General features: G+C 57.7%; 19 protein-coding genes. 7 read left to right on the forward strand and 12 right to left on the reverse strand.

The genetic code is table 11. The features are described 5' to 3' along the window. Nucleotides 1-4: 4 nt before the first annotated feature. From rpsA to gyrA, 7 genes are all read right to left on the reverse strand, one after another. The gene (rpsA, locus tag MPRO_RS23835) at nt 5-1678 is read right to left on the reverse strand and encodes a 30S ribosomal protein S1 (RefSeq protein ID WP_067298807.1); all 1674 of its coding nucleotides are present in this window, start codon (nt 1676-1678) and stop codon (nt 5-7) included. A 28-nt stretch (nt 1679-1706) separates the two neighbouring features. Further along, complete coding sequence (gene cmk / locus MPRO_RS23840) at nt 1707-2405, reverse strand: (d)CMP kinase (RefSeq protein WP_067298808.1); 699 nt, start codon at nt 2403-2405, stop codon at nt 1707-1709. After that, complete coding sequence (locus MPRO_RS23845; RefSeq protein ID WP_067298809.1) at nt 2405-4618, reverse strand: bifunctional prephenate dehydrogenase/3-phosphoshikimate 1-carboxyvinyltransferase; 2214 nt, start codon at nt 4616-4618, stop codon at nt 2405-2407. Before MPRO_RS23845 ends, cmk begins: the two co-directional genes overlap by 1 nt. After that, a complete protein-coding gene (gene hisC, locus MPRO_RS23850; protein ID WP_067298810.1) occupies nt 4615-5718 on the reverse strand; it encodes a histidinol-phosphate transaminase in 1104 nt (367 codons plus the stop codon). The genes MPRO_RS23845 and hisC overlap by 4 nt, the downstream gene beginning before the upstream one ends. A 187-nt stretch (nt 5719-5905) precedes the next feature. Continuing rightward, on the reverse strand, nt 5906-7009 hold the full coding sequence (pheA, locus tag MPRO_RS23855; RefSeq protein ID WP_067298811.1) for a prephenate dehydratase: 1104 nt from the start codon (nt 7007-7009) through the stop codon (nt 5906-5908). A gap of 24 nt (nt 7010-7033) precedes the next feature. After that, nucleotides 7034-8116: a 3-phosphoserine/phosphohydroxythreonine transaminase gene (serC, locus tag MPRO_RS23860; RefSeq protein WP_067298812.1), complete on the reverse strand. Its 1083-nt coding sequence runs from the start codon at nt 8114-8116 to the stop codon at nt 7034-7036. Nucleotides 8117-8183: 67 nt separating this feature from the next. Next, complete coding sequence (gene gyrA / locus MPRO_RS23865) at nt 8184-10841, reverse strand: DNA gyrase subunit A (RefSeq protein ID WP_067298813.1); 2658 nt, start codon at nt 10839-10841, stop codon at nt 8184-8186. 214 nt (nt 10842-11055) lie between these two features. Here gyrA and ubiG point away from each other — a divergent pair, with 214 nt between their 5' ends. The 3 genes from ubiG to MPRO_RS23880 are packed head-to-tail and all read left to right on the forward strand — an operon-like array spanning nt 11056 to nt 13231. Then, the gene (gene ubiG, locus MPRO_RS23870) at nt 11056-11772 is read left to right on the forward strand and encodes a bifunctional 2-polyprenyl-6-hydroxyphenol methylase/3-demethylubiquinol 3-O-methyltransferase UbiG (protein WP_067298814.1); all 717 of its coding nucleotides are present in this window, start codon (nt 11056-11058) and stop codon (nt 11770-11772) included. Between the two features lies 1 nt (nt 11773). Further along, complete coding sequence (locus tag MPRO_RS23875; protein ID WP_067298815.1) at nt 11774-12460, forward strand: HAD family hydrolase; 687 nt, start codon at nt 11774-11776, stop codon at nt 12458-12460. A gap of 30 nt (nt 12461-12490) precedes the next feature. After that, complete coding sequence (locus MPRO_RS23880; RefSeq protein WP_067298816.1) at nt 12491-13231, forward strand: YciK family oxidoreductase; 741 nt, start codon at nt 12491-12493, stop codon at nt 13229-13231. A gap of 166 nt (nt 13232-13397) precedes the next feature. Here MPRO_RS23880 and rluB read toward each other — a convergent pair whose 3' ends face one another. The 4 genes from rluB to MPRO_RS23900 all read right to left on the reverse strand — a co-directional run bounded on the left by rluB (nt 13398) and on the right by MPRO_RS23900 (nt 16398). Beyond that, nucleotides 13398-14249, reverse strand: a complete 852-nt coding sequence (rluB, locus tag MPRO_RS23885; RefSeq protein WP_067298817.1) for a 23S rRNA pseudouridine(2605) synthase RluB — start codon at nt 14247-14249, stop codon at nt 13398-13400. Nucleotides 14250-14322: 73 nt separating this feature from the next. After that, nucleotides 14323-14718, reverse strand: a complete 396-nt coding sequence (locus tag MPRO_RS23890; protein WP_067298818.1) for an H-NS family histone-like protein — start codon at nt 14716-14718, stop codon at nt 14323-14325. Between the two features lie 165 nt (nt 14719-14883). After that, nucleotides 14884-15504 (reverse strand): L-threonylcarbamoyladenylate synthase, encoded by a 621-nt coding sequence (locus MPRO_RS23895; protein WP_067298819.1) that lies wholly within the window; start codon nt 15502-15504, stop codon nt 14884-14886. Between the two features lie 57 nt (nt 15505-15561). Next, on the reverse strand, nt 15562-16398 hold the full coding sequence (locus MPRO_RS23900; RefSeq protein WP_067298820.1) for a PHP domain-containing protein: 837 nt from the start codon (nt 16396-16398) through the stop codon (nt 15562-15564). A 69-nt stretch (nt 16399-16467) separates the two neighbouring features. On the opposite strand from MPRO_RS23900, the gene MPRO_RS23905 reads away from it, so the two are divergent. From MPRO_RS23905 to MPRO_RS23915, 3 genes are all read left to right on the forward strand, one after another. After that, nucleotides 16468-17010, forward strand: a complete 543-nt coding sequence (locus MPRO_RS23905; RefSeq protein ID WP_067298821.1) for a septation protein A — start codon at nt 16468-16470, stop codon at nt 17008-17010. 29 nt (nt 17011-17039) lie between these two features. Further along, the gene (locus tag MPRO_RS23910) at nt 17040-17339 is read left to right on the forward strand and encodes a YciI family protein (protein WP_067298822.1); all 300 of its coding nucleotides are present in this window, start codon (nt 17040-17042) and stop codon (nt 17337-17339) included. Nucleotides 17340-17531: 192 nt separating this feature from the next. Continuing rightward, the gene (locus MPRO_RS23915) at nt 17532-18146 is read left to right on the forward strand and encodes an OmpA family protein (RefSeq protein ID WP_067298823.1); all 615 of its coding nucleotides are present in this window, start codon (nt 17532-17534) and stop codon (nt 18144-18146) included. Nucleotides 18147-18577: 431 nt separating this feature from the next. On the opposite strand, the gene purL is transcribed toward MPRO_RS23915, so the two are convergent. Then, nucleotides 18578-22480, reverse strand: coding sequence for a phosphoribosylformylglycinamidine synthase (purL, locus tag MPRO_RS23920; RefSeq protein ID WP_067298824.1), 3903 nt, complete (start codon nt 22478-22480; stop codon nt 18578-18580). Nucleotides 22481-22588: 108 nt separating this feature from the next. Here purL and mltF point away from each other — a divergent pair, with 108 nt between their 5' ends. After that, a complete protein-coding gene (mltF, locus tag MPRO_RS23925) occupies nt 22589-24052 on the forward strand; it encodes a membrane-bound lytic murein transglycosylase MltF (RefSeq protein ID WP_067298825.1) in 1464 nt (487 codons plus the stop codon). Nucleotides 24053-24148 lie beyond the last annotated feature (96 nt).

The raw sequence follows: 24148 nt of genomic DNA on the forward strand, positions 1-24148 counted from the left end.
CAGATCAACTATCCGACTTGTTCATTTGTGCCTTGATCAGGTCACCAATGGTCATCGGGCCGGCGGATACCACCGGTTGCTCCTGAACCGCCTTGAGTGCCTGTTGATCGACCTTGGCATCACGTTTTTTCTGCGACAACTGGATGCTGCGGTTACGCCTATCCACATTGATAACAGAGGCTTCCACCTTGTCACCCAGCTTGAAATGGGCCGTGCCATGTTCAGCCGACACCTCGGAGGAGCGCAACACACCAGTGATACCGTCTGCCAGCTGCAGGCTAACCTGCCTGGCATCAACCTCAGTCACAGTTCCGGTCACAAGCGCGCCCTTGCCGAACTGCGCTGCAAAGTCCCCAAACGGATCCCCTGCCAGCTGCTTGACGCCCAGCGCAATGCGTTCGCGCTCGGTATCGATCGACAAGAGCACTGCGGTCAGATCGTCACCCTTGCTGAGGGTTTTGGCGACCTGCTCGCCCGGCAGATCCCAGGACAGGTCGGACAGATGCACCAGGCCATCAATACCACCATCCAGGCCGATAAAGACGCCAAAATCGGTAATGGAGCGAATTTTGCCGCTCAGGGTATCGCCCTTGCTGTAACGACTGGAAAAGGCCTGCCATGGGTTGTCGCGGCACTGTTTCATGCCCAGTGAGATACGGCGTCGCTCGGTGTCAATATCAAGCACCATGACTTCGATTTCATCGCCCACCTGCACCACCTTGGAGGGATGCACGTTCTTGTTCGTCCAGTCCATTTCGGACACATGCACCAGACCTTCAACGCCCGCCTCGATCTCCGCAAAGCAGCCGTAATCGGCGACATTGGTGACCCGGGCGCTCGAACGACTACCAACCGCATGGCCATCCATCAGCGTCAGCCAGGGATCCTGACTCAGCTGCTTCAGCCCCAGGGATACACGATTGCGTTCAGTATCAAATCGCAGCACCTTGACGTCGATTTCATCGCCGACCTGCAGCACTTCGCTCGGATGCTTCACCCGTTTCCAGGCGATATCGGTAATGTGCAGCAGCCCATCCAGACCTCCCAGGTCTATAAAGGCGCCGTAGTCGGTCAGGTTCTTGACGATACCCTTGATAACAACGCCTTCCTTGAGCTGCGACAGCAACTTGTCGCGTTCCTCATTGTAGGAGGCCTGTAGTACCGCACGACGGGATACCACTATGTTGTTGCGCTTGGCATCAAGTTTCACCAGCTTGAATTCAAGCTCCACACCTTCAAGGTGGGCCGTATCGCGAATGGGACGAATATCGACCAGCGAGCCCGGCAGAAAGGCCTGCACAGCGTCCAGATCCACGGTAAAACCACCGCGTACCTTGCCGACGATCATGCCTTTGACAACCTCGTCGTTCTCGAACGCCTGCTCCAGCAAATTCCAGCTTTCGGCACGTTTGGCCTTCTCGCGGGACAGCATGGTGGCGCCAAAGCCGTCTTCAACCGCTTCAAGTGACACCTGCACGGTATCGCCTACAGCAATGTCCAACTCACCCTGCTCATTGAAAAACTGCTCTCGGGGAATAAAGCCTTCAGACTTGAGGCCCGCATGCACCATGACAAAGTCATTTTCGATCGCGACTACTGTTCCCGTGACGATGGAGCCAGGCGCCATCTTCAGGTCTTTGAGGCTTTCCTCAAAAAGTTCGGCAAAACTTTCGCTCATTACCGCCCCATCCTCACAAAACAGAAGCTTACCAAGTCAAACCCTTATGTCTGGCCTGATCCATAACCACCTTCAAAACCTCATCGATACTCATCTGGGTTGAGTCCAGAATCACCGCGTCGGTCGCGGGTTTCAGCGGCGCCACTGCGCGGTTCATATCGCGGTCGTCACGTGCTTGAATATCAACCAATATCGTTTCAAGGCTAGCACCGAGACCCTTATTTATCAACTGGTTATAACGACGCCGTGCACGCTCTTGCGCACTGGCATCCAGATAAATTTTCAACTCAGCCGCGGGAAACACCACAGTACCCATGTCCCGCCCATCTGCAATCAGCCCTGGAGCCTCGCGAAAGGCCCGCTGGCGCTCTAGCAAAGCCTCGCGCACAGGCCCGCTGGCTGCCACCCGAGATGCATCGGCGCCAGCCTCTTCGGTACGAATCTGCAGGGTCACTTCTTCGCCTTCAAGCAGCACCTGCACCTCAGACTCTTCACCGCGTGGCACAAACTTCACATCCAGATGCGCCGCCAGTACGACCAGCGCCTCTTCGTCGTCCAGCGCAACGCCATGGTGCCTGGCTGCCAGCGCCGTCAATCGATACAGGGCACCACTGTCCAACAGATGCCACCCCAGCTGGCGTGCCAGCAGGCGGCAGATGGTTCCCTTGCCGGAACCACTGGGACCGTCGATGCTGATTACCGGCACCCTCAATTGTTTCGAGACCATCAGTCCCTCTCCTTACCTATTCTGAACCCCGCCTGACAGGCGAGGGCAACAAATTCGGGGAACGCAGCCTCAAGACGGGCACATTCCGTAATATGAACTTCTTCGCCGGCACGCAGCGAAAGGACCGAAAAAGCCAGAGCTACACGGTAATCGCCCCCAGCATTCAGATCACCACCACCGATGGGGCCGCCCCGGACACAAACACTGCCACTACCCACCAGAGCTTCAACCCCCAGCTCAACCAGCCCCACCGCCACGGCCTGCAGCAATGTATCCAGCCCGTAACGCAACTCACCAATATCCCGAATCCAGGTAGTGCCGTCTGCACAGGCAGCCGCCGCCATCAGCAGTGGCAGCTCGTCACTGGCACGGGCGAGCAGCACACCCGGCACTTCGATGGCCTTTAACGGGCGATAGCGTACGCGAATATCCGCAACCAGCTCACCGCTCACCTCAGTGGCATTGACGAATTCAATATCTGCCCCCATCAGGCGCAGTATCTCGATCAGGCCAATGCGAGTCGGATTAATACCCACATGCTCTAGCAGCAATTCCGAGCCCGGCGATATAGCCGCGCCAACGATAAAGAATGCCGCCAGGGACATATCGCCCGGCACATCAATGCGGGCCGCCTGTAACTGACCACCCGCCTGCAGCGCCACCTGTCCCACTGTGCGATCCAGCGTCCAGCCCAGCCCCTGCAACATGCGTTCGGTATGATCGCGGGACGGAGTCGGCTCGATCACCGCCGTGGTTCCGCTGGCGTAGAGCCCTGCCAGTAACAGCGCCGACTTAACCTGGGCACTAGGCAACGGCAACTGCTGCGCAATCCCCTGCAGCGACTGGCCGCCATGAATCCGCAACGGTGGCAGACCCGCCTCTGCGGTGTCTATCTGTGCGCCCATCCGGCGCAATGGCCGCACCAACTGCTCCATAGGCCAACTCGACAGCGAAGCGTCGCCCGTCAGTTCGGTATCAAAACTCTGGCCCGCAAGCACACCGCACAACAGCCGCATCGACATGGCTGAGCGCCCAAGATAGAGCGGGCCTGGCGGCGGTTGCAGGCCTTGCAGACCAACGCCGTAGATCTTCACGGCCCCCTGGTGCGGGCCCTCAATCACCACCCCCATATCGCGAAATGCCTGCAGCGTGGCGAGACTGTCTTCGTTTTCAAGAAAACCCTCTATGTGCGTAACCCCCGTCGCCAGAGATCCCAGCATGATGGCACGATGCGAAATCGACTTGTCACCCGGCACTCGTACCTGCCCTGCCAGCGCCCCACCCTGCTGCGCCCGATAAGTTACCGCGCCACTGTGTTGATTCTGTGAATAGGCGGAGCTGGACAGTATGCGAGTGAAATGATCCCGCGATGCCTTGGCGCGGGTAAAAATACCCAGCATCGCCTGGCTATCGGCGGACCTGATCGCCTGGCGCAGTTTTTCAACACCGGCACTAAAGCGATCCAGCTGTTCCAGTATCGCATCACCATTGGTCAGGCAGATGTCATGCCACATGGTGGGGTCTGAGGCGGCGATACGGGTAAAATCCCGAAAGCCACCGGCGGCATAGCGAAAGATATCGGTATTGGCCGCTTCTGCGGCCAGGGTGTCGACCAGGGAGAACGCCAGCAGGTGTGGCAGATGACTGGTCGCTGCCAGCACCTGATCATGACGCGCCACATCCATCTGCAGCACTTCGGCCCCGACAGCCTGCCACATGCGGGCAATCACCAAAGTCGCTTCAGCGGAGGACGCAGTCGTTGGCGTGAGGATAACCTTGTGACGCTCGAACAGATGCGCATCGGCCGCCGCCACACCGCTCTTTTCAGAACCGGCAATCGGGTGACCCGGCACAAAGGTGGCGGGCAAACTGCCGAATACCGCCTCGGCCGCCGCCACCACATTACCCTTGGTACTGCCAACATCGGTCAGCAGGGTTCGCGGGCGCAGCACCGAACTGATTTCTGCCAGCACCGCATCGGTCGCCTTGACCGGTACCGCCAGCACCACCAAGTCGGCGGCGGCAACGGCCTGGCGCAAATCATGCGCCGCCTCGTCAATTACGCCCAGCGCAAGCCCCGCCTCAAGCTCAGCGGGGTTACGGTCGTAGCCGACCACGCGACTACAGTAACGTCGATGCTTCAGGGCTTTGGCCAGGGAACCGCCGATCAGCCCCAGGCCAACAACCAGCACGTTATCGATGCTAAATTTCACGCCGACAAAACCTCTTCGAGCACCTGTAGACAACGCAGATTCTGCGCCTGGAGCCCTATGCTAATGCGCAGATGATCCGGCATCTGATAGTTGGCCACAGGCCGCACTATGACTCCGCGCTGCAGCAACTGCTGATAAACCGGTCCCGCCGGGCGCCCCAGTCCGACACAAACAAAGTTGCCGGCCGATGGAATCACCGCCAGCCCCAGGCGTTCCAGCCCCTCCACCAGCTGCCGCATGCCAGTACGGTTGCATTCCAGCGTGCGTATCAGATAGTCAGAATCCTGCAGTACGGCTTCGGCCGCGGCCAGCGCTGGCCCCGAAACGTTGAACGGCTGGCGCACCCGGTTCAGCAGATCCGTAATTTCACAATTGGCGGCGGCAAAACCGACCCGCAGCCCCGCCAACCCCCAGGCCTTGGAGAAGGTTCGGGTCACTATCAGGTTCGGATAACGTGCCAGCAACTCAAGGCCATCAGGGAATTCGGGATCTTCACTGTATTCGGTATAGGCCTCATCGAGCACCAGCACCACGGACGCCGGCAGCGCATCCATAAAGGCACAGAGCTGCGCCTGACTGAGCCAGGTGCCGGTAGGATTGTTGGGGTTGGCGATGAACACCAGACGGGTACGTTCGGTTACGGCCGCCAGCATGGCGTCCAGATCATGCCCCCAGTCCTGCGCCTCGGTTACTACTGCCGTGGCGCTGCTGGCCTGGGTGATGATCGGATAGACCAAAAACGCATACTGGGAATAAATCACCTCATCGCCCGGGCGCAGAAAAGTGCGGGCAATCAGCTCCAGCACATCATTGGAACCATTGCCCAGGGTAATGCAGTCAGGACCAAGGCCATAGTGCTGCTGTAGCGCCTGTTTCAGACGGTAGCCGCTGGCATCGGGATAAAGGTGCAACTCGGTCAGCGCGTGCTGCGCCGCGGCCAGCGCCACCGGGCTTGGGCCCAGGGGGTTTTCATTGCTGGCCAGTTTGATGATGTCGCTCAGACCCAGCTCGCGCTCGAGTTCCTGTGCCGGCTTGCCAGGGACGTACGGCTGCAGCCCCTGCACACCCGGGGTGGCCCGGGCAATAAAATCACAACCCATATTGCGACTCCTGCGATGACGGTTACAGCACCGCCTGCGGGTAAAATCCGAGGAATCTTGTGATTCCTGCAATGACGTTAAAGCGCCGCCCACGGGCACAGTCCGCGGAATCTTGTGATTCCTGCAATGACGCTAATGCACCGCCGGCGAGTAAGACCCGAGGAACCTTGTGACACCTGCGAGGATGCTAAAGCACCGCCTGCGGATAAGATCCAAGGACTTTCAGCTCAAGCGACTCCGCCTCCAGATCCTTGAACAGCGCCTGCACAGGCGCATCGGATACATGGCCTTCGAAATCAATATAGAACACCGTATTCCAGGGCCCTGACAGGGTACGGGTTTCGATCCGCGTCAGACTGATGCCACGCAGGCGAAACGGCGCCAGCAGATCATAGAGCGCGCCGGGTTTGTCGTGGGCAGATACAAGAATGGATGTTTTATCATGACCACTGGGACCAACGTCCTGGCAACCGAGAATCAGGAAGCGACTGCTGCTTTCGGCCTGATCCTCAATATTGCGCACCGCAACCTGCAGCGGATACAGTTCGATGGCCAGCTCACTGCCAATGGCGGCAGCCAGACCGACATCGGTCTCGACCGAAGCCTGGCGGGCGGCGTCCACATTGGTCGCCACAGCAACCCGTTCCACCGAAGGATAGTGTGCATCCAGCCAGCTACGGCACTGGGACAGTGCAGTCTGGGTGGCATAGATACGGGTGACGGCATTGCGATCGATACTGGGACCTACCAGCAGGTGATGATGGATATTCAGCTCCACCTCACCGACGATCGACAACTGAAAGCGCGAAAACAGGTGCAGCGTATGATTGACCATGCCCTCACTGGTGTTTTCGATCGGCACAACGCCATAGTGCGCGGTCCCTGCTTCCACCTCGCGAAAGACCTCATCCAGCGACGCCAGAGGGGCAGTAATCGCCGACAGGCCGAAGTGCTTCACCGCCGCCTGCTGGGTAAAGGTACCCTCGGGTCCCAGAAAAGCGATTCGCATGGGCTGCTCCAGCGCCAGGCAGACTGACATCACCTCACGAAACAAGCGTGCGACATCCCGCTCAGGCAAAGGCCCTGTGTTGCGCTCCATCACCCGGCGCAGCACCTGAGCTTCGCGCTCAGGCCTGTAGAACACCGCATCGCGGCTGCCCTGATACTTCTGCTTCACCTCGGCTACCTTCTGAGCACAGGCCGCACGCTGGTTAAGCAGCGTTTGAAGCTGCTGATCGATCTGATCGATCTGATCACGCAGAACCTGCAGTTCCGTTTCCTGGTCACTCATGGCTATGCCACTCTCATATCTGACTTAAGCGTGCTGCTGCGCGAATGTCTGCATGAACTCAATCAAGGCATCCACAGCGGCTTCCGGCACCGCGTTGTAAAGACTCGCCCGCATTCCACCCACTGAACGGTGCCCCTGCAGGTTAAGCAGCCCCGCAGCTTCAGCCTGTTCAAGGAAAACGCCATCCAGCCCGGCATCCGCCAGGGTGAAGGGCACGTTCATCCAGGAACGGCAGTCCGGTGCTATGGGGTTGGCGTAAAAGCTGCTGCTATCTATATATTCATAGAGTTTGGCCGCTTTGCGACGGTTCACCTCTTCGATAGCCGCCACACCACCCTGGCGCTTAAGCCACTTGAACACCAGCCCCGCCAGATACCAGCCGAAGGTCGGCGGCGTGTTGTTCATGGAGTCCGCACCGGCATGCACCTGATAATCGAACATGGCGGGCGTTGATGCCGCCGCCTTGCCGAGCAGGTCTTCGCGCACGATCACCACGGTCAGACCCGCAGGACCTATGTTTTTCTGCGCACCGGCATAGATGAGGCCGAAACGGCTGACATCAATTTCCCGGGACAGAATGCTGGAAGACATGTCCGCCACCAGCGGCACCGATCCGGTGTCCGGAATATAGTTGTACTCGACACCACCGATGGTTTCATTCGGTGTGTAGTGTACATAGGCAGCATTGGGATCCAGCTCAAGCTCGTCCTGGGTCGGCACGCGCGTGAACTGCTCGGATTCGGTGCTGCCGGCAATACGCACATAGCCATAGCGCCGGGCTTCAGCAATGCCTTTCTTGGACCAGATACCGGTATTGATATAATCGGCGCTGGTCTTGTCGCCCAGCAGGTTCAGCGGCACCATGGCAAACTGACTGGTGGCGCCGCCCTGCAGGAAGAGCACTTTGTAGTTGTCCGGAATAGACATCAGGTCGCGCAGATCCTGCTCGGCCTGCTCGGCGACCGACACAAAAGCGTCGCTGCGATGGCTCATTTCCATGATCGACAGCCCCTGGCCATGCCAGTCGAGCATTTCATCACGGGCCTGTTCCAGGACTTCTGCCGGCAACGCCGCTGGGCCAGCACTGAAATTGTATTTGCGACTCATGTTCTCGCTCACACTCGATCCAAGGTTACAGATAATAAGACGGCGGCCCCTAAGGGCCGCCGCGGGATTACGCCTCGGTATCAGGCGCAGGGTCCTGCTCTGGTGCATCGCTGCCCTGATCAGCGACCACGACTGTGGATTCACCATCAATCGCCTCGCCATCAAGGTCCTCACTGCCTTCTGGCAGTTCGACCTCTTCCGGCTCTTCGATACGGGCCAGACCCACCAGGGTTTCATCTTCGGCTACCCGAATCAGCATCACGCCCTGGGTGTTTCGGCTCAGCTCCGAGATCTCTTCGGTACGGGTGCGAACCATGGTGCCGCGATTACTTATTAGCATCACGTCATCGCCGGTAAACACCTGCACAGCACCGGCCAGTTCACCGTTGCGATCGGTACACTGCATCGCAATCACACCCTGGCCACCACGCCCCTTGCGGGGGAAGTCTTCCATGGCAGTACGCTTGCCAAAGCCCCGGGCCGACGCTGTCAGCACCTTGCCTTCAGGCTGCGGAATGATCAAGGAAATCACCGAGGTGCCCGATTGCATGCGCACACCGCGCACACCGCGCGCCAAGCGACCCATGGCGCGAACGGCATCTTCCTCGAAACGCATCGCCTTGCCGGCGCTGGTCACGAGAAGAATGTCGTCTTCACCGGTGGTGATGGCAGCACCGATAAGGGTGTCGCCCTCATCCAGCCCCAGCGCAATCAGGCCACTGGTACGCGGACGGGAGAAACTGTTGAGCGGTGTTTTCTTCACGGTACCGTTGGCGGTCGCCATAAAGACAAAACGGTCTTCGCGGTATTCATTCACCGGCAGGATGGTGGTGATACGTTCACCCTCTTCCAGCGGAAGAATATTCACGATCGGGCGACCGCGGGCAGCGCGACTGGCCTGCGGAATTTCAAACACCCGCAACCAGTACACCTTGCCACGGCTGGTGAAGCACAGAATGGTATCGTGGGTACTGGCGATCAGCAGATGCTCGATGAAGTCTTCATCTTTCATCGTCGTCGCCGACTTGCCACGGCCACCACGGCGCTGCGCCTGATAGTCCGTCAGCGGCTGAGTCTTGGCATAACCGCCGTGGGAAATGGTCACGACCATGTCTTCGACGGTAATCAGATCCGCTACCGTCAGGTCACGGCGCGATGCCGTAATCTCGGTGCGACGCTCATCGCCATACTCTTCCAGCACGGCTTCCAGCTCTTCGCGGATGACTTCCATCAGACGGGTGTGGGATCCGAGAATCTCCAGCAACTCGGCAATGCGTTCCAGCAGCTCACGGTATTCACCGATCAGCTTCTCATGCTCCAGCCCGGTCAGGCGGTGCAAACGCAGATCAAGTATCGCCTGTGCCTGAACCGGCGACAGGTGATAGCGCCCTTCACGCAGACCAAACTGCGGCTCGAGATCCTCCGGACGGCAGGCATCTTCGCCGGCACGCTCGAGCATTTCCAGCACGTTGCCAGGCTCCCATGCCATGGCGACAAGACCTTCTTTCGCCTCGGCCGGTGTCGGCGAGCGTTTGATCAGCTCAATAACCGGGTCAATATTGGCCAGCGCAACCGCCAGCCCCTCAAGGATATGACCGCGCTCACGCGCCTTGCGCAGCAGGTACACCGTACGACGGGTGACGACTTCGCGCCTGTGGCGAACGAAGTTTTCGATCAGTGACTTGAGATCCAGAATCTTCGGCTGATTATCCACCAGGGCAACAACGTTGATACCAAAGACGCTTTCCATCTGCGTCTGTGAAAACAGGTTGTTGACCACGACCTCAGGCACTTCACCGCGACGCAATTCGATCACGATGCGCATGCCGTCCTTGTCGGACTCGTCCCGCAGCTCGGAAATGCCTTCGAGGCGTTTTTCCTTCACCAGGTCGGCGATCTTTTCGATCAGTCGAGCCTTGTTCAGCTGATACGGGATTTCGGTGACGATAATCGTCGAACGGTGGGTCTTGGGATCTTCTTCCACATGGTGTTTGGCACGCACATAGATGCGACCGCGACCCGTGCGATAGGCTTCCAGAATACCCGCACGACCATTGATGATACCGCCGGTCGGAAAGTCCGGCCCGGGGATATATTCCATCAAGTCATCAACCGTCAGACTGCTGTCATCGATCAGTGCGATACAGCCACGCACGACCTCGGACAGGTTGTGCGGCGGTATATTGGTCGCCATGCCCACTGCGATACCGGATGAACCGTTTATCAGCAGATTGGGCACACGGGTCGGCAGTACGTCAGGAATCTGTTCCGTGCCGTCATAGTTGGGCACGAAATCGACGGTTTCCTTGTCGAGATCCGCCAGCAGATCATGGGAGATCTTGGCCATGCGGATTTCGGTGTAACGCATGGCTGCCGCGGAGTCACCATCGACGGAGCCGAAGTTGCCCTGGCCGTCGACCAGCGGATAGCGCATGGAAAAACTCTGCGCCATTCGCACTATAGTGTCGTACACGGCACTGTCGCCGTGGGGGTGGTATTTACCGATCACGTCACCAACGACACGAGCGGACTTTTTATATGGTTTGTTCCAGTCATTGTTCAGTTCGCTCATCGCGAACAGAACTCTGCGATGCACAGGCTTGAGGCCGTCGCGCACGTCTGGCAACGCCCGACCGACAATCACGCTCATGGCATAATCCAGGTACGACTGTTTCAGCTCGTCCTCGATATTGACTGGCAGAATCTCTTTGGCTAGATCACCCATTCGTCTCAGCTTTCCTTAGATCCGGTCTGCTCGATAGGGCCGGTATTCCGGCGTTTTTAACCGGGCGAGTATACCACAAAGCAACACAAAGATTCCCTTTAAAAGAAGGCGTTGCGTCAGACCCCGTTGACAGCAGCCGGGCCCGACCTGTATTCACTTCAAGCCCGATGCTAGAATGATCGCCATCCTTTTACTGCCAGCGAAAACAGCCCCCATGACCGATTCGCACAACCGCAACGTCGATCCGGACGAGATTGCCAAATTCGAAGAACTGGCGAGTCGCTGGTGGGACCGAAACAGCGAGTTCAAGCCGCTGCACGATATCAACCCGCTGCGCGTGGGCTATATAGACCGCATCGCGCCCCTGGCTGGCAAGCGCGTGCTGGATGTAGGCTGTGGCGGCGGCATACTGTCAGAATCCATGGCACAGCGCGGCGCCGAGGTTTCGGGCATCGACATGGGCGAGGCGCCTCTAAAGGTCGCCAAACTGCACGGCCTGGAAAGCGGCATCATGATCAACTACCGCCAGATCACCGTAGAGCAACTGGCCGACGAAGCCCCCGAGAGCTTTGATGTCATCACCTGCCTGGAAATGCTGGAGCACGTGCCGGACCCCGCATCCATTATCAATGCCTGCGCCCGCCTGACCCGCCCCGGCGGCAAGCTGTTCTTCTCGACACTGAACAAGAATCCAAAAAGCTACCTGTTCGCCATCCTCGGTGCCGAGCACCTGCTCAAGCTGGTTCCCAAGGGCACCCATGATTTCAACAAGTTCATCCGCCCATCCGAACTTGGACGCTGGATTCGCGAAGCCGGCCTGCGCCTGGATGATGCCACCGGCATGACTTACAACCCGCTGACCAAGGTGTACAGACTGGATCCCAATGATGTGGACGTGAACTACATCATGGCCGCGAGCAAGCCTGAATAATATGCCCCAGCCAGACACCCCACTGCAGGCGGTACTGTTCGACCTGGACGGCACCCTGCTCGACACAGCACCGGATTTCATCTGGGTGATTAACCGCCTGCTGGCAGAAGAACAACATAGCGCGCTGGATTTCGCGGCGCTGCGACAGCAGGTATCCAACGGCGCCACCGCCATGGTTTGCACTGCCTTCAACCTGCCTGAACAGCACCCCCGGGTCACGCCACTGCGCCAGCGCTTTCTGGATATATACCTTGAGCATCTGGCCATCAAGACCGAGCCTTTCGCGGGCATTATGCCCTTGCTCAACTGGCTTGAGCATTGCGCCATACCCTGGGGCATTGTTACCAACAAGCCGGAACTCTACACCCACAAGCTGCTGCAACGGCTCGATCTGCACCACCGGGCCGGCAGCATTATTTGCCCCGAACAGGTACAGCAACGCAAGCCGCATCCGGAGTCTATCTGGCTGGCCTGCAAGGAGCTTGATTGCACCCCGGAGAACAGCGTCTATATCGGCGATCACATCCGCGACATAGACGCAGGGCGCCGAGCAGGACTCACCACCATCGCGGCACTCTACGGCTACATTGGGCCTGACGAGAACCCGTGTGACTGGCACAGTGATCACAACGTCGATCACGCCGATGCAATCAAACCCCTGCTACAATCCCTTTATCGCCTGAGTTGAACCCGGCCGCCGGCCCACGAAGGAAGTTTCATGTTCGAATACAAAGCTCCGGAAAACCTGCTGCAAGATCGCATCATCCTCGTCACTGGCGCAGGTGCAGGTATTGGCCGCGCCGCCGCCCTCGCCTATGCAGCCCAGGGCGCGACCGTTGTGCTGGTTGGGCGCACACTGGAAAAGCTGGAGCAGGTGTACGACGAAATAGAAGCCGCCGGCCACCCTCAGCCTGCCATAGTGCCCCTAAATCTCGAAAGCGCGAACGAACACGAGTACCAGGAACTGGCCAACACCCTGGAGCAGGAGTTCGGTCACCTGGACGGGCTGCTGCACAACGCCAGCCTGCTGGGCCTGCGCACGCCCATAGAGTCCTATGACCCGGTGGTGTGGAACCAGGTCATGCAGGTAAACGTCAATGCAGGCTTTATGCTGACCCAGGCACTGATACCCCTGCTCAAGGAAAGCCAGGATAGCTCCATCGTTTTCACAACTTCCAGCGTTGGCCGTACCGGCAAGGCTTACTGGGGCGCCTACGGCGTATCAAAGTTTGCCACCGAAGGACTGGCGCAGATTCTGGCGCAGGAACTGGAAAACACCAGCAACACCCGCGTTAACTGCATCAACCCAGGCGCCACCCGCACCCAGATGCGCGCCAGCGCCTACCCCGCCGAAAACCCAGACACCAACCCCACGCCTGAGCAGATCATGCCGCTGTATCTGTACCTGATGGGACCGGACAGCAAAACAGTCAACGGCCAGTCACTGGATGCCCAGTAAGCCACAATGCCGCTTGTTCAAAATACGAAGAGACTTTTAAGGTAAAACGGTTTGGCCCTTCGAGAAAACCAGGCCGGACATAAAGCAGAAGTGGTATAGCGGCAACTCTGTAACTCTGTAAAAGGCGGTGCGATCCGCAACGGATCGCACCGGGTACTCATATCACTTATTCACCGGATGGCTTGCGACGACCACCTACCTCGCGACGGCTGCGCTGACGCTTGTAACGACGTTCCAGCACTTCTTTCTCTTTGGTATCAAGCTTAACCGGTCGCTTTTCCTTCAACTCCAGCATCTTGCCAAGGTTGGTGATCTCCTTGGGCGCCAACTCCTTCCAGGTGCCTACCGGAACATCACTGGGCAGGAATAGCGGCCCGTAGCGCACGCGCTTGAGGCGACTGACCTGAATACCCTGGGATTCCCACAGACGACGTACTTCACGGTTGCGGCCTTCCATCACCACACAGTGATACCACTTGTTGGCACCCTCACCGTCAAAGAACTGCACGTCGGTAAAACGCGCCATGCCGTCTTCCAGTAACACGCCTTCTTTCAGGCGGGTCAGCATGGCCTCATCAACAGTACCCAATACGCGCACCGCGTATTCACGGTCGATCTCGGCAGACGGATGCATCATCGCATTAGCCAGATCACCATCAGTGGTAAACAGCAGCAGACCACTGGTATTAATGTCCAGACGACCAATCGCTATCCAGCGCCCCTGATTCAGCGGCGGCAGATGACTGAATACAGTCTTGCGACCTTCAGGGTCGTGACGCGTCGATATTTCGCCCAGAGGCTTGTTGTAAATCAGCACCCGGCGCTGACTTTCGCGCTCGAACACCAGCTTGACCTCGCGGCCATTCATCAAAACCTGAGCCTTAGGCCCAATACGATCGCCAAGTGTTGCCGTTGCACCATCAATGGTGAAACGACCCTCGTCGATCCAACGCTCCATCTCACGACGTGAGCCCAATCCGGAGCGCGCCAGTACTTTTTGCAGTTTTTCACCTGACATTTGACGCTTCCTTTAAAACGAAAAAGCTCCCCATGTTTGTCGTGGAGAGCTTGGACGAATAATAGCACGTAACTTATTTGATAAGGGTATCTTCCTTGGTCACACCGTGCTTTTCAAAGTACTCATTAAACACTACCGGCGTACGACCACGCCCAGACCACTCATGCACAGCGCCCCCAGCATCCTTGATCCGATATTTCGCCTCAACCTTGCGCTTGGGGCCTTCCGAGGCCTTGATGGCTTTCAAGTCATCCAGCCCGATACCCGCCTCATCCATGCGTTTGCGAATCTCGGCAATCTTTTTCATGCGCTGCTGTTCCGCCACCTGTGCCTGGGCTTCTTCAGCATGGCGCTCCTCAAGTATTTCACTCAGGTCCGTCAGTAGTTTTTCCACATCGGATACAGACAGATCCTGGCACTGTTTGCGCAGTGAATTTTTACGGGTGAGGACTTTCACAAAATCAGACATGGGCCGGATGCTCGCAAATTAGAGAGGATGGGTAAGGCAATTATCGTTCTAAAACTCTTAATTTCAAGCAAAGCGGCCTTAATTAAAATGCCACTTCATTTAATCACCCTAAAAACAGCGGCACCAGTAACTCAAAAACAAATGATACCGCAGCGAAAAACCGCCTCAGACAAGAGTATCGACCGGCCCCGCACCCTGACGGACGATCTCCGGCACACCCTCCACCAGATTAACCACGGTTGTAGCTTCAACGCCGCAATAACCGCCATCAATGACCAGATCAACACTGTGCTGCAGCAAATCACGGATATCATAAGGATCCGCCAGCGGCTCAACATCCCCCGGCAATATCAGGGACGTGCTCATAATAGGCTCGCCAAGCGCCTCCATCAGTGCCAGCGCTATCGGATTATTCGGAATACGAATACCGATAGTGCGGCGCTTGGGGTGCATCAGCCGACGTGGAACTTCACTGGTCGCATTCAGTATAAAGGTGTAAGCCCCAGGCGTATGTGCCTTGATAAGGCGATAGCATTGATTGTCCATCTTGGCGTAGGTACTGATTTCACTCAGATCCTGACACACCAGAGTAAAGTTATGCTTGTCATCGAGCTTTCGAATACGCTGAATGCGCTCCATCGCCGACTTGTCACCCAAATGACACCCCAGGGCATAGGCACAATCCGTGGGATAGACAACGACACCGCCCTGCCTGATTATCTCGGCCGCCTGCTGCACCAGACGCTTCTGAGGATTTTCCTGATGTATCTGAAAAAATTGACTCACGATTAACCTGCCTGTCCTGATTCCCTCTCAAGGCGCAGTGTAGCCCAGCACAGAGGACTAAAGAAGAGAGGACAACACATGGCGACACTCAGGATCCGGCGGCAGAAAGCGGCCAAGTTCCACCCAGGGTTTGCCTGGCTGGTGAAAATCACTGCCGGCCGACACCATAAGATCCATTTTACGGGCAATCTTTTGCAACTCTCGCTGATGCTCCGGCTTTATACCTGAATAACTTACTTCAATACCGTCACCCCCGGCGGCAACAAAATCCGTCAGCAGGGAGCGCAACCGGGTAAAGGTAAGTCGATATTTGGTTGGGTGCGCCAATATGCCCACCCCCCCGGTATCATGCAACAGATCCAGCGCCACCGACATGGCCGGCCAGGCCATCTGCACATCGCCGACCTTGCCGGTGCCCAGATAGCTTTTAAACGCCTCTTGCTCGGTTTCACAGACTCCGGCGGCCACCAGCGCCATGGCAAAATGCGGCCGACCTACCTGCCCATCCCCCGCCAGCTCAAGCACAGCCGGCAGCACATCCGGCAATTTACGGCCAATCAGTTTCTTGGCGATACGCTGGGCTCTATCCGTGCGAAGCTCCGTCAGATCCTCAAGGTAACGCTGCAGCGACGGCGCCGCCGGATCAAAACCAAGACCCACCAGATGAACGACCCGCGACCCCCAGCTGGCCGTAAGCTCAACCCCCGACAACAGGCGCATATTGGCCGCCTGCGCTGCGACCGAAGCCTCATGCAGGGCGCCAACACTGTCATGATCAGTGATCGCCAGCACCTCAACCCCCTGATCCGCCGCCCTGGCCACGAGCTCGACAGGACTCAGCACGCCGTCGGAAGCCGTCGTGTGGCAATGCAGATCATATTTCGGTAATACCATTACAGGGTCCGGTTTATAAGTCATGAACAGGCCTTTATACTGGGGCTCCACACAGTAGACATCAAGCCAATGAAACTTTTACTCGATTTTTTGCCCATTATCATCTTCTTTGCCGTCTACAAGACCAGCGGCGACATCATTATGGCGACAGCCGTACTGATCCCGGCCACCATGCTGCAGATGCTGTACACCTGGATACGCACACATCGCATCGAGAAGATGCAGCTGGTCACCCTGGTGCTGGTCGTACTAATGGGCGGCGCCACCGTCCTTTTTCAGGACAAGACATTTATTCAGTGGAAGCCCACCGTCGTTAACTGGCTCTTTGGCGCCGTATTTCTGGGCAGCCAGTTTATCGGCAAAAAAACGGTTGTGCAGCGCCTCATGGAGGCCAATATTGATCTGCCGGCGCAGGTATGGCGCAACCTCAACATTGCCTGGGTTATATTCTTCATCAGCATGGGCATTGTTAACCTTGCAGTGGCTTACTCGCTAAGCGAAGAAGCCTGGGTAAACTTCAAACTGTTCGGTATGCTTGGACTCACCTTTGTATTTATACTGGCTCAGGGCTTCTACATGTCCCGGCATATCCAGAGCGACGCCCCAAAATAACGCATACAAAAAAGAGGAGTACCGGTAACATGTTTTACGCAATCATGGCCGAGGATAAACCCGACAGCCTGGAGCGACGACTACAGGCGCGGCCCGAACACCTCGCCCGCCTCGAACAGCTTAAAAATGAAGGGCTTCTGCTCGTAGCCGGTCCACACCCGGCAATTGACAGTGAAGACCCGGGCCCGGCAGGTTTTACCGGGAGCCTGGTTATTGCACAATTCAGTTCACTGGAAGCAGCACAAGCCTGGGCCAACGAAGACCCCTATATAAAGGCAGGCGTATACGCGCGCGTGACAGTAAAACCATACAAAAAAGTTTTACCATAAACACACAATCTGTATGTTAGTATGTTGCCGATTAGCTATACCGTAACCGGTAGCTGTCTACATCTGTGAAAAGTACCCCTGGCCACCACGGACTTTGAAGGCTACATTCAACCTTCATTCAGGAACCGTGGGAGAGAATTTGGGCTATTTTTATAGACTGACCACCCACAACAGGCACAAGGAAATCTTACTATGAAAAAGTTTGCCCTCTCCGCCGGTGTCGCTTTGGCTATGACTCTGTCTGCCGTCGCCCAGGCGCACCCTACTAACCAAGGCTACGTTGAAGACTCTTCCGCCACTATCTGGCGCAACAGCTTCGGCGAATGCTGGCACACCGGCTTCTTCACCGAAGCAGATGCCAAAGTTGAAGGCTGCGATGGCTACCAGGCCATGGCTAAAGCCGAAGAACCGGCTCCGGCTCCGGCTCCTGCCGCGCCAATGATGGTCAGCGCTGACAAGAAATTCAGCCTGTTCTTCGACTTCGACAGCGCCAAGGTTGAAGAAGACATCAGCGCTATCGTCAACTACATCGGTTCCATGTCCAAACTGGACAACGTAGACCTGGTGGGTAACGCTGACTTCATCGGCAACGCCGATTACAACCAGCGCCTGGGCCAGCGTCGCGCTGATGCCGTTGCTTCCGAGCTGCGTGCAGCCGGCGTAGACGGTAGCAAGATCAGCGTCAGCTCCCTGGGTGAATCCGCACCTGTCGCCAGCTGCTCCGGCCGCGGCGCTGCTCTGATTGCCTGCCTGCGCGCAGACCGTCGTGTAGACGTGCAGATCTCCGGTGACAAGAAAGACATGTAATCTTTCTTAAGCTGTAAAAAAGCCGGCATCTGCCGGCTTTTTTTGTGCCTTTTATTCCAGCTCGCGCCAGCCCCCTTCCCGTCGAGCAAAAAACTGCCCATGCGCCTGCGGGGTACATACATCCTGTATAAACCCTACTCCTCGGCTTTGGCATCCTGCGTCGCCCTACCTTCTACATCCCTGCAGTCGTGCGCATCCATACGCCCGTAGGAGACAGCCAGGGATGGTGGAACTATTGTTATTGCAGGAGCAAATAACAATAAAGTACGTCCCTGTAAACCCCGCTCCTGCGCATCCATGCGCACGCGGGATACATACGTCCCTGTAAACCCCGCTCCTGCGCATCCATGCGCACGCGGGATACATACGTCCCTGTATATAAAAACGGCAGCCCGAAGGCTGCCGTTTTAGTTTCGAGAGCGGAAAGCGGCTTAGCCAACCCAGACGCGGGCATTGCGGAACATGCGCATCCAGGCACCGTCTTCTTCCCAGGCATCCGGCGCCCAGGAATTCTGTACCGCCCGGAACACGCGCTCCGGATGCGGCATCATGATGGTGACACGGCCATCCGCCGTGGTCACACCACCAATACCGACCGGCGAGCCATTGGGGTTGGCTGGATACTGCTCGGTCACGCGGCCATAGTTATCCACATAGCGCAGCGCAATGTCTCCCGCACCCTGCAAGCCGATCAGGTGCGCTTCGTCACGGAACTCCGCACGGCCTTCGCCGTGAGCAATGGCGATTGGCATACGCGAGCCCTGCATGCCCTGCAACAGAATGGAGGCGCTCTGCTGCACTTCTACCATGGCAACGCGGGCTTCGAACTGCTCGGACATGTTACGCACAAAGTGCGGCCAGAGTCCGGCACCCGGAATCAGCTCATGCAGGTTGGACAGCATCTGACAGCCGTTACAGATGCCCAGTGCAAAGGTATCGGTGCGATTGAAGTAGGCTTCGAACTGCTCCCGCGCGACTGTATTGAACAGTATCGACTTGGCCCAGCCCTCACCGGCACCCAAAACGTCGCCGTAGGAGAAGCCACCACAGGCGACCAGCCCCTTGAACTCTTCCAGCGTACGACGCCCGGAAATGATGTCACTCATGTGCACATCGACCGCGGCAAAACCGGCTTTGTCGAAGGCCGCTGCCATTTCCACCTGACCGTTAACACCCTGCTCGCGCAATACCGCAATGCGCGGACGCACGCCGGTATTAATGAAAGGCGCAGCCACATCTTCGTTCTGATCAAAGCTCAGCTCGGCATGCAGACCCGGATCCGCCGCATCCAGCAGAGTATCGAATTCCTGCTGCGCACATTCAGAGTTATCACGCAGCGCCTGAATGCGGTAGGAGGTTTCAGACCAGACCCGCTGCAGTTCGATGCGCGATGCGCTATACACTTCTTCGTCATCGAAGTGGATACACAGCTGATCATCATCATTCAGCGAACCTACGACCTTGGCAATATCGCCCAGACCCGCAGCGTTCAGTTCCGTCAGCACGGTTTCGGTATCGACCCTGGAAACCTGCACAACGGCACCCAGCTCTTCGGCAAAGAGCGCCGCCGCGATTTCGGATTCATCCGCTGCCAGCAGATCAAGATGCAGATCTACACCGGTATGACCGGCAAAAGCCATTTCGGCCACGGTCGCGAGCAGGCCACCATCAGAACGATCGTGGTACGCCAGCAACAGACCCTGCTCGTTCAGCTCCTGCACGGCCGCGAAGAACGCTGCCAGCTGATCGGCATCATCCACATCCGGTACAGCCTGACCCACCTGGTTGTACACCTGAGCCAGCGCGGACAATCCAAGGCGGTTCTGACCGTTACCCAGATCCAGCAGGATCAGGTCGGTTTCACCCTTGTCGGTACGCAGCTGCGGCGTCAGGGTTTTGCGCGCATCCAGCACAGGTGCAAAGCCGGAAATAATTAGCGACAAAGGCGCCGTGACGCTCTTCTGCTCGCCATTGTCATCCCATACGGTACGCATGGACATGGAGTCCTTGCCCACCGGCACGGTAATGCCCAGCTGCGGACACAACTCCATGCCAACGGCGCGCACGGTGTCGTACAGTTTTTCGTCTTCACCCGGATGACCGGCGGCGCACATCCAGTTGGCCGACAGCCGCACTTCGCCGATAGTGCCAATACGGGCAGCCGCCAGGTTGGTCAGAGTTTCACCGATCGCCATCCGACCGGATGCAGGCCCATCCACCAGCGCCAGCGGTGTACGCTCGCCCAGCGCCATGGCCTCACCAGCATAGGTATCGTAGGCCGAAGTGGTGACAGCGCAGTCAGCCACCGGCACCTGCCAGGGACCGACCATCTGGTCACGGGCAACCTGGCCGGTAATGGAGCGGTCACCAATAGTGATCAGGAAGGACTTTGAACCTACCGCCGGCAGGCGCAGCACTCGCTCAACCGCTTCACCCAGAACAAGATCATCGGTCGAGAACTCCGCCACTTCGTAGCTGCTGCGCTGCACGCTGCGATGCATCTTCGGCGGTTTGCCGAACAGCACGCTCATCGGCAGATCCACCGGATTGCTGTCAAAATGCGTATCGCCAAGCGTCAGGTGGTGCTCTTCGGTCGCCTCACCGACGACTGCATAGGGGCAGCGCTCACGGGCACAGATGGCCTCGAAACGCGCCATGTCTTCCGGCTGCACCGCCAGCACATAGCGTTCCTGCGCTTCGTTGCACCAGATGGCCAGCGGCGTCATGCCAGGCTCGTCACTGTTGATATTGCGCAGCCCGAAGTCACCACCGCGACCGCCGTCCTTTACCAGCTCGGGGAACGCATTGGACAGGCCGCCAGCACCCACATCGTGGATAAAGGCGATGGGATTAACCTCACCCAGCTGCCAGCACTGATCGATAACTTCCTGACAACGACGCTCCATCTCGGGATTGCCGCGCTGAACCGATGCAAAATCCAGATCTTCGGAAGAAGTACCCGAGGACATGGACGATGCCGCCCCGCCACCCAGACCGATCTGCATGGCCGGCCCGCCAAGACATACCAGCTTGGCACCGGTCTGGATCTCGCCTTTTTCGACATGGTCCCCGCGGATATTGCCCAGACCACCGGCCAGCATGATGGGCTTGTGGTAACCACGCACCTCTTCACCGGCAACACCGTTAACGCGCTGCTCAAAGGTACGGAAATAGCCGGTCAGGGCCGGGCGGCCAAATTCGTTGTTGAAGGCCGCACCACCGATAGGACCTTCCAGCATGATATCCAGCGCAGAAACGATGCGCTCCGGCTTGCCGTACTGAGACTCCCAGGGCTGCACAAAGCCAGGGATATTAAGATCAGAAACACTGAAACCGGTCAGACCTGCCTTCGGCTTGCCACCACGACCAGTCGCACCTTCGTCACGAATCTCGCCACCGGAACCCGTAGCCGCACCCGAATAGGGCGCAATGGCGGTGGGGTGGTTGTGCGTTTCGACCTTGATCAGGATGTGGATATCTTCCTGATTGGCGCCATATTCACGGCTTTCAGCATCCGGATAGAAACGCCCGGCCCGGCTGCCAACGATAACGGCAGCGTTATCCTTGTACGCCGACAGCACGCCCTCACCGCCCAGTTCGTTGGTGTTGCGGATCATCGCAAACAAGGAGCGATCCTGCTCTTCACCGTCGATATCCCAGGAAGCATTAAAGATCTTGTGACGGCAATGCTCGGAGTTGGCCTGGGCAAACATCATCAGCTCAACGTCGGTCGGATTACGATCCAGCTTCTTGAAGCTGTCGACCAGGTAGTCGATCTCGTCGTCGGCCAACGCCATGCCCAAGGCCGTATTGGCCTGAACCAGAGCATCACGCCCACCGCCAAGTATATCGATACGACTGAGCGGCTGCGGCACATCTTCCACAAACAGCTGCGCGGCTTCATCCAGCGAGCCCAGCACAGCTTCGACCATGCGGTCCTGCAGCTCAGCACGAATCAACGCACGATCAGCTTGATCCAGGGCTTGGGATGACTGAATATAGTACGCCACACCACGCTCGAGGCGTTTGACGTCGGACAGTCCGCAGTTGCGGGCAATATCGGTCGCCTTGGAAGACCAGGGTGAAATGGTGCCGGGACGGGGAACCACCAGCACCAGTTCGCCCTGCGGCTCACCGGCTTCGGCTTTGGGGCCATAACGCAGGATTCGATCCAGTACATTACGCTGGCTATCCGCCAGCTCCTGCTTGAGGTCGGCAAAGTGAATGAACTCGCCGTAGAGCGCCGTAACCGCTGCAACTTTGGATTGCAGGGCTGACAGCAGCTTTTCGTGACGGAATGCAGAAAGAGCGGGCGCTCCACGCAGTACGAGCATGTCGTTTTCGAGCCTCTTGAAAGTATGCCTGGACGGACAGGGATTACAGAAAAAACAGGCCCTGAATTTTACCGAAACAGCCCTACGGATACCAGAAAAGCCCGAACTATGTTGCTAAGCCTTCATCGCCGCAAAGATGCCCTTATCCTGCTCAGCCTGCTTGTTTTGCTGAGTTTTCCGGCACTTGTGAGTTATAACAGCCTGACGCGACTGGAAGTTATCCAGGAACGCGGCGTGCTGCGCCTGGCGACCCGCAACACCCCCAGCGACTATTTTCTCGACAAGGGCGAACCCTCCGGCTTCGAATATGAGCTCGCCCAGGCCTTCGCCAGCGAGATTGGCGTGCGATTGGAACTACAGATTCCGGACAACTTTTCCGACCTGCTGCGCCAGGTTCGCGAGCGCAGCGCCCACCTCGCTGCCGCCGGCCTGACCATCACCCCCGAGCGCCAGCAGGACTTCAGCTTCGCACCGCCCTACATGGAAAGCGCCGCCAACCTCATTTATCGCGTCACCCAGGGAAAGCCAGCACCCACCTCCATCAAGGACCTGATTGGCAAGCAGATCCGCGTGGTTGCCAATTCCAGCCACAGCGAACTGCTGCGCCAGTACAAGCAGGACTTTCCGGAACTGAACTGGGAAGAAACAGACGCGCTTAGCGTTAACGACCTGCTGGAACAGGTGCACAACCAGGAAATCGATTACACCATTGCCGACAGCATCCGCTTCGACGGCCAGTACTCGTTCTTCCCCGGCCTCGAAAAAGCCTTCGCGCTGGAACAGCCCCAGCCCGTCGCCTGGATGCTGCCCAAGCTACAGGACGGCTCCATGCTGGAAGCGCTGAACAGCTTTTTTGCCAAGGAAGAAACCCGAGAGCTCATCCGCCAGCTGCGGGAAAAGTACTTCGAGCGCAGCAACGCTCTCAATTACTTCGATACCGTGACTTTCAAGAAAGACCTGCGCGAGCGCCTGCCGGAATATGAGCAGTACTTTTACATCGCCGAACAGGAAACCGATATCGACTGGACCCTGCTCGCCTCGGTGGCCTACCAGGAATCACACTGGGATCCGGCGGCAGTCTCACCCACCGGCGTAAGGGGCATCATGATGCTGACCAATGCCGCGGCCTCGGAAGTGGGGGTTGAAGACCGCACGGACCCCGTCCAGAGCATCATAGGCGGGGCCCATTACCTGATCAGCGTAAAGAACCAGATTCCCGACCGCATCCCCGAGCCCGATCACACCTGGATGGCCCTCGCCGGCTACAACGTCGGCTTCGGCCACCTTGAAGATGCCCGCATCCTTACCCAGCGCGCTGGCAAGAACCCCGATAGCTGGGAGGATGTCGCCAAACACCTGCCCCTGCTAACCAAGGAAAAATACTATAGCACCGTGCGCTTGGGGTACGCCCGCGGCTATGAGCCCGTGCTCTACGTCAACAATATCCAGAAATACATCGACCTGCTGCGCTGGGAAAAACAACTGGACCGTATCCGCCAAAATCGTGACATTACCCCCACTGAACCCAGCCCGCGCGAATCCCTGCTGGAAACCCTGCCACCGACACTCTGATACCCAACTAGGAAAAAGCAGCTAGGCGCTACTGGTGGGATTCCCAGGTAGGGAGTTAGCGGCTTTTGCAGGGCCCCTCTAGGAGGCTGTCCGAGA

It is taken from the genome of Marinobacterium profundum (assembly GCF_001528745.1).
Lineage (GTDB): Bacteria > Pseudomonadota > Gammaproteobacteria > Pseudomonadales > Balneatricaceae > Marinobacterium_A > Marinobacterium_A profundum.